Source organism: Immundisolibacter sp., assembly GCF_041601295.1.
In the GTDB taxonomy this organism is placed as follows: domain Bacteria; phylum Pseudomonadota; class Gammaproteobacteria; order Immundisolibacterales; family Immundisolibacteraceae; genus Immundisolibacter.
Genome location: NZ_JBFIII010000102.1, coordinates 1 through 9,725 on the forward strand (window position 1 = coordinate 1; position 9,725 = coordinate 9,725).

General features: G+C 64.3%; 7 protein-coding genes and 3 tRNA genes. 3 read left to right on the top strand and 7 right to left on the bottom strand.

The window, feature by feature from the left end:
* Positions 1 to 59: 59 nt before the first annotated feature.
* The 6 genes from ABZF37_RS12050 to rluD form a co-directional block, all read right to left on the bottom strand.
* A tRNA-Gly gene (locus tag ABZF37_RS12050) sits at positions 60 to 133 on the bottom strand.
* Positions 134 to 185: 52 nt separating this feature from the next.
* Positions 186 to 270: transfer RNA gene (locus ABZF37_RS12055), tRNA-Tyr, on the bottom strand.
* A 302-nt stretch (positions 271 to 572) separates the two neighbouring features.
* A tRNA-Gly gene (locus ABZF37_RS12060) sits at positions 573 to 646 on the bottom strand.
* Between the two features lie 87 nt (positions 647 to 733).
* Entirely contained in the window at positions 734 to 2,866 is a 2,133-nt protein-coding gene (locus ABZF37_RS12065) for an AsmA family protein (protein WP_372720245.1), read from the bottom strand.
* 17 nt (positions 2,867 to 2,883) lie between these two features.
* Positions 2,884 to 3,627: a peptidoglycan editing factor PgeF gene (pgeF, locus tag ABZF37_RS12070; RefSeq protein WP_372720247.1), complete on the bottom strand. Its 744-nt coding sequence runs from the start codon at positions 3,625 to 3,627 to the stop codon at positions 2,884 to 2,886.
* Complete coding sequence (rluD, locus tag ABZF37_RS12075) at positions 3,614 to 4,570, bottom strand: 23S rRNA pseudouridine(1911/1915/1917) synthase RluD (RefSeq protein WP_372720249.1); 957 nt, start codon at positions 4,568 to 4,570, stop codon at positions 3,614 to 3,616. Before rluD ends, pgeF begins: the two co-directional genes overlap by 14 nt.
* Before the next feature lie 69 nt (positions 4,571 to 4,639).
* On the opposite strand from rluD, the gene ABZF37_RS12080 reads away from it, so the two are divergent.
* Genes ABZF37_RS12080 through ABZF37_RS12090 form a run of 3 tightly spaced genes read left to right on the top strand, consistent with a single transcriptional unit; the run spans position 4,640 to position 8,336 of the window.
* Positions 4,640 to 5,443: an outer membrane protein assembly factor BamD gene (locus tag ABZF37_RS12080; protein WP_372720251.1), complete on the top strand. Its 804-nt coding sequence runs from the start codon at positions 4,640 to 4,642 to the stop codon at positions 5,441 to 5,443.
* 31 nt (positions 5,444 to 5,474) lie between these two features.
* Positions 5,475 to 5,996 carry a nitroreductase family protein gene (locus ABZF37_RS12085; protein WP_372720253.1) on the top strand — a complete coding sequence of 174 codons (522 nt, stop codon included), beginning with the start codon at positions 5,475 to 5,477 and terminating at the stop codon, positions 5,994 to 5,996.
* A gap of 36 nt (positions 5,997 to 6,032) precedes the next feature.
* On the top strand, positions 6,033 to 8,336 hold the full coding sequence (locus ABZF37_RS12090; RefSeq protein ID WP_372720257.1) for a molybdopterin-dependent oxidoreductase: 2,304 nt from the start codon (positions 6,033 to 6,035) through the stop codon (positions 8,334 to 8,336).
* A 190-nt stretch (positions 8,337 to 8,526) separates the two neighbouring features.
* Here the strand turns inward: ABZF37_RS12090 and ABZF37_RS12095 are convergent.
* Positions 8,527 to 9,725: hypothetical protein (locus ABZF37_RS12095; RefSeq protein ID WP_372720255.1), on the bottom strand; the 1,199-nt coding region annotated here is incomplete at its 5' end.

The window sequence follows — 9,725 nt, forward strand, 5'->3', positions numbered from 1 at the left end:
CTTACCAAGGAAGTGCTCTACCGACTGAGCTACGTGAGCGCATCCGTCCCCGACACATATGGAGCGGGTGATGGGAATCGAACCCACGCTATCAGCTTGGAAGGCTGAAGTTCTACCATTGAACTACACCCGCGACCGGTACCGAAAACCGCCGTCGTGAAGAGCGACTAACGGGATGATCCGAATGGTGGAGGGGGGAGGATTCGAACCTCCGAAGGCTGAGCCGTCAGATTTACAGTCTGATCCCTTTGACCGCTCGGGAACCCCTCCAAGGAAATAGCCGTGCATTATCTTGGCCAACAACGGTGACGTCAACGACCTGACCGGTCGCATCGGCCCTCCAGCACCACGACGCATCCGGCATGTCCTCCCCAGAACAAGCGTGGACGAGCTCCCGATACGGCACCACACGGGCCAGGAGCCGAAAATCGTCCTTTGAAAATCCAGACCAGCGCCGGGTCACCGCGCCATCTGCGCAGCGCCCATACCTCAAAACCCGGCGCGGGCGATCACACGCGATCGCGCGAAACTGCACGAGTACGAGGGCAGAACACCGACTTGAATGCCAACTGTGGAGCGGGTGAAGGGAATCGAACCCTCACTGAGAGCATGGGAAGCTCCCGTTCTACCATTGAACTACACCCGCTTATGGCCTTCATTCTAGCTACCGGCTTCAAAGGCCGGCAAGCGCGCGCCGCGCATACGCCCGATCAACCGGTGGCAGATTACCGGGTCAGCGCCCCAACAAGCCACGCAACAACGCCTTGCCACGCTGCTCGCGCTCGGAGTCACCGGCTTTGGGAGCGAGCTTCTCCTGCAAGCGCCGCATGGTCTCGTCACCCGCCGCCAGCTGCGGACGAACTTTAAAATCGCCTGGCCGTCCGGTCACCCGCAGCCGCACCGGTGCTTCCTTGACGACATCGGGCTCGCCGTCGCCACCACGACGAAGTGCCGCGGTCCGTAAGCGGTAATCCACTTCAGAGGTCGGCAAGTCCAGCGAGCCGGCGCCTCGCAGCTGATAGAACTGACCAGGCTGATGCCGTTGTTGCTCCAAGAACAGGTCATCGCTGTGCCACACACCGGCACGGACCTTGCCGCTGACCCGCAGAACGGAAAACCGTGTGTCGGGACTCAGGTCGCATTCGGGGCCAGCCTTGCCACGCAGACTGGCAATCTTGACACGCGCCTGACAAATATCGCGGTCGGCGTTGATGCCCTTGAGTACGCCGTCGCTACCATCGAGGCGCAGCGTACCGTTGAGGCTCCGCAGCAACGCCGCGCCTGTGGCAGCGGCGGCTGTCCCCTCGATCCCCAAGGTAAACCGGCCTTGAACTGCGTCCTTGCCAGCAATGTCCAGCAGCATCGGACCCGCCGCCACGTCGGTGGCAGCCAGCTTTAGGTTCAGCACCGGATCGGCTCCCCGCGCGTCGAGTCCCAAACTGGCGTCGAGAGCGCCGCCATAAAAGCTCGCCCTGGCCGGCTGCAACGCCAGTCTTCCGGCACCGCCACTCACCTGGACAAACACACGATCCAGCCTTGCCCCGCGCGCCGTCAACGCGCCCAGATTAACCGTTCCGGCAACCCGTATCTGGGCCAGGCGCTTGAGAAATTCCTCCGGCGAGGCAGCGACGGGGAAATTCGGCACCTCATCGTCGGGCACCACTTGTGGCGACTCCGACTCCGGGAGTGGCGTCACCGCCGTTTGCGACGGCGCATAACGGTCAGCATTGATGCTGTCGCCCTCAAGTGCAAAGCTCAGTTTCGGATCCTCATAGTCGGTAAGGGATGCGGTGCCGTGCCACTGACTGTCATCGACGCTCAGGGCAAACTTCGCCAGCTTCAACTGCACGGCGCTGGCGCTCAGCTCGACATCTCCAGCGACACGCTTCAAAACGGCGGGGTCCGTCGTGACCAGCGTCACCCCAAAGTAAGCGGCCAAGGCCCGCGCATCGAGCCGCACCAGTTGGAGCTGCGCACCCAGAACCGGCGCATCCTTGGCCCGCGCGACCGTCAGTTCGCCCTGTACTTGCAGCGGTGCCGCATCAAGCACCAGTTGGCGTAAGCGCAGCCGGCTCTGCGCCGGGTCGAAACTGGCCGCCGAGGCCAGACGCAGCGCTAGCGCCTGCTGCAACGGCGCACCACTCAATTCGGCCTCCAGGCGCAGCCCCGAACCGTGCCAGATGCCATCGCCGTCCCGCTGTAGCGTGGCGGACAAGTCCAACCGGGCGCTGCGTAACGGATCGCCCATATCCAAGGTGGCGCTGGCGGCCACGGGGATCGGACCGCTGGGTTCAAGGTTACCCAGCGTGAAATCGAGCCCGCGGGCCCGCACCCAGCGCCCGCTGCGATGGTCGGTCCACAGGATGTCGCCCGCGCGAACGGACACCTCGCCAACGCCGATCCGGCCGGCGATGCCATCTTGCGCCCTGCCCACGCCGGGCGCGGTCGCCGGTACTTCAGGCGAGTCTGGCAGCAAGTCAGCCCAATTGCGGGCACCGTTCTGGTCCACGGTCAGCCGCAGCAACGGCTGATCGACCCTCACGTTCGCGATCGCAAGCCGCCCGCGCAACAACGGCCACAGCTTCAGCGTGGCCCGCGCACCCGTTACGCTGGCAAAAGGCTCGGGATCAAAACCGGCGGCATCGGCCAGGCTCAGGCGAGGCAGCACAATCGCCGGGCGCGGCAACAGCGTGAGGCGGATGTCGCCCTCAATGGTCAATTCCCTGCCAGTGTGCGAACGGGCAGCAATGATCAGCATGCTGCGCAGGGTTTCGCTGTCCACCAGCCGCGGCAACAGCGCCGCGGCCGCCACCAGGCCGCCGAGCAGGAACCCGACGCTAAGCAGCAATCGTCGACGTGCCTTCATCGGGTCAGTGTATCCAATCAAACGACCCGCCAGATCAGGCTGGCCATGCGTCCGCAAACACCGTCACGCCGATAGGAGTAAAACCGCTCAGGATCCGTGACAGTGCACTGGCCTCCCCCATGCACCCGGACGACATTGACCGCAGCCAGTGAACGGCGCGTCAGACCGCACAAGTCACCGAACCAGCGGCCACCGGTGCCCGGAGTGAAGCAGGCAGCCGAGCCTGGGTCGACTGCCAGAAATGCCTGCCGCACTTCGTCTCCGATCTCGAATGCGGCCGGGCCGATGGCCGGACCAAGCCAGGCGCTGATCGCCATCGGCGGAGCCGTGAAGCGCGCCACGGCGCGGCTGACTATGCCGGCAACCAGGCCGCGCCAGCCGCAATGCACAGCGGCAATCTCGCGGCCATCGTCACTGCACAACAGCAGCGGCAAACAATCGGCGGTCAATACCACGCACACCTGGCCAGGCACATGGGCGTAACGAGCGTCGGCGGGAGCGCCGACCGGGTCAGCAACTCCAGCGACACAATTACCGTGCCGCTGCGCCAGCCATAACGGCGATGCCGGCAAGTCAAGCGCGTGCTCCAAACGGCTCCGATTGGCGACCACGGCCTGTGACACGTCACCGACGTGATCACCAAGGTTGAAGCTGCCATAAGCGCCCTGGCTGAACCCGCCGTGACGCGTGGTGCTGGCGGCGCGCACGCCGCTCGGCAGCGGCCAGTCGGGCCTGAAACAACCGGATTCAGGCCTCGGCATCGATCATGTCCTCGTGCATCACCGCGATCAGGGCTGCCAGATCGGACGGTAGTGGCGCTGTCAGTTCCAAGGGCCGGCCAGTGATGGGGTGCGCCAGCTGCAAACAGGCGGCGTGCAGCGCCTGGCGCCGAAATCCGGCCAGCGCTTGCGCCAGCTCTCGGTTGGCACCCGCCGGCATGCGCAGGCGGGTGTAGGTCGGGTCGCCAACCACGGCGAAACCGATGCTCGCCAGATGCACGCGAATCTGGTGCGTACGACCGGTCTCCAGCATTACCCGCAGCAGCGTGTGCTGCCGGAATCGCTGGGCGACCCGGTAGTGCGTCACCGCCTCGCGTCCACCGGGACTGACCGCCATGCGCGTACGGTCAGTGCGGTGACGACCAATCGGCGCGTCCACCGAGCCCCCGGCGATCATCTGACCCTGCACCAGGGCGAGGTATTCACGATGAATCTCGCGCGCAGCGAGCTGCTCCACCAACCGCTTGTGCGCTGGCAGCGAACGCGCCACTAGGAGCAAGCCGCTGGTGTCCTTGTCCAGACGATGCACAATGCCGGCCCGTGGCACACCCTGTAGCGTCGAATCGAAGTGCAGTAACGCGTTCATCAGTGTGCCGGCCGGGTTTCCCGCGCCCGGATGCACGACCAGCCCGGCGGGCTTGTTGACCACCAACAGCTCAGCATCCTGGTACACCAGATCAAGATCGATCGCCTCAGCCGCTGCCACCTCGGCAGGCCGCAGATCGGGCATCTGCACACCAACTTGTTCGCCGCCGCGCAGGCGCGCGCGCGGCGCCAATGTGACCCCATCCACGGCGACCAGCCCGGCGCGTATCCATTCCTGCAGGCGGCTTCGTGAATAATCCGGCAACAGTCGGGCCAAGGCCTGATCAAGCCTTTGGCCAGCCCATTCGGGCGGTATTTGATATAGTTCGAGCGCTTTCACGACTGCCCCGTATGTCCTTCACACATTACTCAATTGGGCGCAGCAATGTCACCGCCTCGAGAACCGCCTGTGCCTGTGTCACTCCGTGCCGGTCTACGTCTTTGCTGTCTTGTACTGCTGGCGACTGTGGCCGCCTGCGGCGGCGAACCAGCCACGAAAAAAAGCGACGACCGCACCGAAGGCTGGTCGGTCGACAAGCTGTACCAGGAGGCACGCAAGGCCACCCTGGACGGTGGCTACGTGGAGGCCATCGATCTGTACGAGAAACTGGAAGCCCGCTATCCGTATGGCGCCTACGCTCAGCAGGCGCTGATCGACGTCGCCTATTCGTACTACAAAAACGGCGATGCCGAGTTGTCAATCGAGGCAGCCGACCGCTTTATGCGCCTGTATCCGCTGCATCCGAATGTCGAGTATGCCTACTACTTGAAGGGCCTGGTGCACTTTCGGCGTGAGGTCTCCATCCTGGAGAAGTGGTTGCCCCAGAACATCGCCGCCCGTGACGTAAGTAACGCGCGGCTGGCGTTCGACGATTTCGGCCAGTTGCTGCGCAGTTTCCCGGACAGCCGCTACGCCCCCGATGCCCGTCAACGCATGGTGTATCTGCGCAACCAGATGGCCGAGCAGGACATCCTTGTGGCGCGCTATTACATGACACGTGGCGCCTATCTTGCGGTTGCCAACCGCGCTCGCCACGTTGTCGAAACCTATCCGCGCAGCCAATTCACACCCGAAGCCCTTGAACTGATGGTCACCGCGTACCGTATCCTTGGCCTGAACTCCCAGGCCGGCGACGCCCTGCGCGTGCTGAACCTGAATTACCCCAGCCACCCGGCCACCGAGCGCGCCGGCAAGCTGGCCGTGCTGCAGTAACACCGCCCGTCACGGCGAGGAGCAAGCCACTATGTGGGACTTTTTCCAAACCGTTCGTCACCGCCACTCGGTACGCCGCTACCAGACCGACATGCCGGTGGAGCCGGAAAAACTGCACGCCATTCTGGAAGCGGTATCGACCGCCCCATCGGCCGGCGATCTTCAGTCCTATCATGTCTACGTGCTGACCACGCCCGCCGCGCGCAGGCGCCTGCAGGACGCCGCTCCCGACCAGACCTTCATAACCGAAGCGCCGCTGGCGCTGGTGTTCTGTGCCGATCGCGAGCGCCCAAGAGAACGCTTCGGCGCCCGCGGCTGCGATCTTTTTGCCACCCAGGACGCCACCATCGCCGCCGCTTTCGCCCAATTGGCGGCGGTGGCGGCGGGCTTGGCCTCGGCCTGGATCGGCCGCTTCGACCGCGATCAGGTCTGCGCCCAGCTGGAATTGGCGCCGCACCTGGACCCGGTCGCCGTTATCAGCGTGGGCTATCCCGCGGAGTTGCCGGCCCCGACGCCAAGACGGCGGCTCGACGAGGTGGTGACCCGGCTGTAGGGTGTTATGCCCCCTCTTTCGGAGCAGGCCGTGCTCATGAACGTTGGCTTGCCGCCACAGGCATTTACCCACTGGGGACTGTTTCACCCCGAAGTGGAGAACGGGCGCGTGGTCGGCATGCGCCCCTTCGCGGCCGACCTCCATCCGGTTGCCTTCGGCGCATCGCTCGTGGACGCCGTGCACAGCCCGTTGCGTATCACCCAGCCGATGGTGCGCGAGGGCTGGCTCACGCACGGCCCCGGACCGGGACGACGCGGCGGCGAGGCCTTCGTACCCGTTTCCTGGGATCGCGCGCTAGGCCTGGTGGCTGACGAAATCGAGCGGGTGCGCACCGAACACGGTAACCGGAGCATCTACGCCGGCTCCTACGGCTGGGGCAGTGCGTCGACCGTGCATAACGCCCGTCAACTGCTACATCGATATCTGAACCTGCTAGGCGGGTTCACCGACGGCGTTGGCAACTACAGCGCCGGCGCGGCCTTTTACATCCTGCCGTACGTGGTCGGCGGCCTCGAATCCATCGTCATGCCCACCGACTGGCGCTCGATCGTGCAACACACCGAGCTGCTGGTGGCGTTCGGCGGGCTACCGCCCAAAAATTCGCAGGCGGACCTGGGCGGCGCGGCGGTGCACGAAACCCCCATGTATTTGGCGCAGCTGGCCCGGCGTGGGGTGGAATGCGTCTACATCGGTCCGCTGCGCGACGACATGGCCGGGGATTTGAACGCCCAATGGCTGGCCGCGCGACCGAATACGGACACTGCCCTCATGCTGGGCCTGGCCCACACGCTGTATGTGGAGAAACTGTGGGATAACGACTTTGTCGCCCGCTACTGTGAAGGTTTCGACAAGTTCCTGCCGTACCTGACCGGCGCCAGCGACGGCCAGGCCAAGGACGCCGACTGGGCGGCGGCCATCACCGAGGTGCGGGCGCACGAAATCCGCACACTCGCCAGGCGCATGGTCGCCAAGCGCACGCTGATCAACTGCTCGTTGTCCGTACAGCGCCAGCACCACGGCGAGCAGGCCTACTGGGCGCTGGTGATGCTGGCTGCGATGCTGGGGCAAATCGGCTTGCCCGGCGGCGGCTTTGGCTGTGGCTACGGCACCGGCGGCGCTGGCGTGCCGAGGCGGCACTTTCCCGTGCCCAAGCTACCGGCTGGGCGCAACCCCACTGGGGCCTACATCCCGGTCGCGCGCATCTCGGACATGCTGCTGAACCCCGGCGGCGAGTGCCCGTTCAACGGCGAAACGATCACCTACCCGGACACGCGCCTCATCTACTGGGTGGGTGGCAACCCGTTTCATCACCACCAGGACCTGGGCAAGCTGCTGCGCGGCTGGCAACGGCCGGATACGGTAGTGGTCAACGACGCCTGGTGGACGCCGATCGCCCGCCACGCCGACATCGTGCTGCCGTGTACCACGGCGCTGGAACGCGACGATCTGTCCAGCGCCACGCTGCTCAGCGACCGCTATATCGCCGCCAACCGCGCCGCCATCGCGCCGATCGGCCAGTCGCGCCCTGAGTTCGACATCTTCTCGGCGCTGGCCGAGCGCAGCGGTGTAGGCGCAGCCTTCACGGATGGTCGCGACGCCAGGGCGTGGATCCGACATGTCTACGAAGAGGCCCGCACCGGCGCAGCGCGTATGCAGGTGAAGCTACCGGACTTCGACACGTTCTGGCGTGATGGGTACGTGGAAGTGCCGCCCAATCCCGAACCGCACGTCATGCTGGCCGGCTTTCGCGCCGACCCGGACGCGCACCGCCTGGGCACGCCATCCGGGCGCATCGAGTTGTATTCGGAAACCATCGCCGGCTTTGCCTACGCCGACTGCCCGCCGCACCCCACCTGGCTGGAACCGGCCGAGTGGCTGGGCAGCCCGCTGGCGGCAACCTATCCCCTGCATCTGGTCACCAACCAGCCGCGTACGCGCTTGCACAGCCAGCTCGACATGGGCCGAGTGAGCCAGGCGAGCAAAATCGCCGGCCGCGAGCCGTTGTGGATGCATCCGGAGGACGCCGCTCGGCGCAATCTCAGGCAAGGGCAAGTAGTCCGGGTAGAAAGCCTGCGCGGCACCTGCCTGGCCGGCTTGCATGTCACCGACCTGATCCGCCAGGGAGTGGTGCAGATTGCCACCGGCGCCTGGTACGACCCGGCCGAACCGGGCAACCCGGACAGCCTGTGCAAGCACGGCAACCCCAACGTGCTGACACTGGACATCGGCAGCTCGGCGCTGGCCCAGGCACCCATCTCGCAAACCACGCTGGTCGAGGTCAGTGGCTGCGAGAGCCCGCCTGCGGTGACGATAATGGATCTACCGGCGCTCAGGCCATGAGTGGACTGAATGGCATCAGCGCGCTTGCGGATATTAGCGCCACCGACCTCAAGCTTTGCAACAAAAACCCAGCACCGGCCGCTCGCCCGATTTCAGCGAAGTCCTGCAATACATTGCCAGACAAAGCGCAGATTGAGGCGTAGAAAACAAAAAGGCGGCCGATAGCCGCCTTTTTAAGATGCCCGAATCGTCAGCGACCTCTTCGCCAGCTGATGCGCAAACCAAGCAAACCACTAACAAGCAGCGCGAGCACACCAGGCACCGGAACCGGAGCCGACGGCGAGTCGCCACCGGTATCCACTCTCTCCCTCACACTACCCCTCAGATTGATAACGAACCCTGGGCCATAGCTGAACCTGCTGGACGCCGCGCCCAGATCTGCGTCCGAAAAGACGAAGCTATAGCTGGCAGAAAAATCGCCAATAGCGGAAGTGACGAAGTCGAAATAAAAGCTGTTACCACCACCCGCCGCCAAGGCCAGAAAAGTCGCCAGATTGGTGGTGAATGCCGCCGAATCCCCGGCTGGGGTAAAGCTATCCAGGTCGAGTCCGATGCGATCCGTTGCGAACAGGTTGAAGATGCTGAAATTTTGGGCAACCGCGTCCTCGTCCAGGAACAAGGTACCGAAATCCAGGTCCAGACTCAGAAGCTCGGAGCTGCTGTCGAAAGAAGGCGCCGCGTGTAGCAGGTACTGATACTCCACACTAAGTTTGCCGGACCAGTCCAATTTATAGGTGGCGCTGGACCTGGTCTTATTCTTAGTGCCGTTTGTAAAGGTCGAATCGGCCCGCAACACCGTCGGAGCGGTCAGATTAACCGTGACAGTACCGCCACCGACATAGCTGTTGAGGTCACTATCACCGACGACGACACTGGTGTTGGTCGCGGTTCCCGCAGAACTCGGTCCAAACGACGCGGTCGATGAACTTATCGGGACCGTCGCACTACCGGTCCTGGTAATTGTCCCCAAACTTTGGCTCACGCCAGGCGCAGCAAGCTGGGCGTTGCTGCTGCCAGTACCGGTGGTGCTGCTGCCCGGCACATTGAAGGTCTTTTTCCCCTCTACCTTGGTGGTAGTCGCTATCCCATTGGCAAGACTGCCAGAGATGGTCTGTGTCCGCGTCGAGCCGAGGGTGATCGTGGTTCCGATCAACACACCGGTGCTGGACGCGAATTGGTTCAGGCTGGGCGAGGCCAGGGTCTGCGGCGCTGCGCTGGTTGGACCGGTCAGGCAGGCTGTCGCGTTGACCGGGCCACACGCATCGGTCACGCTGGCCGTGCCGGCAAAAGTTGTCGTGTTGCCAGTGACCAGAATGGCTTGAGCGGGTAACGCAGCCAAGGTGCCCAGAGCAGTCGCAACCGCCAGGGTAAGGGCGTTGGGTTGGTGTC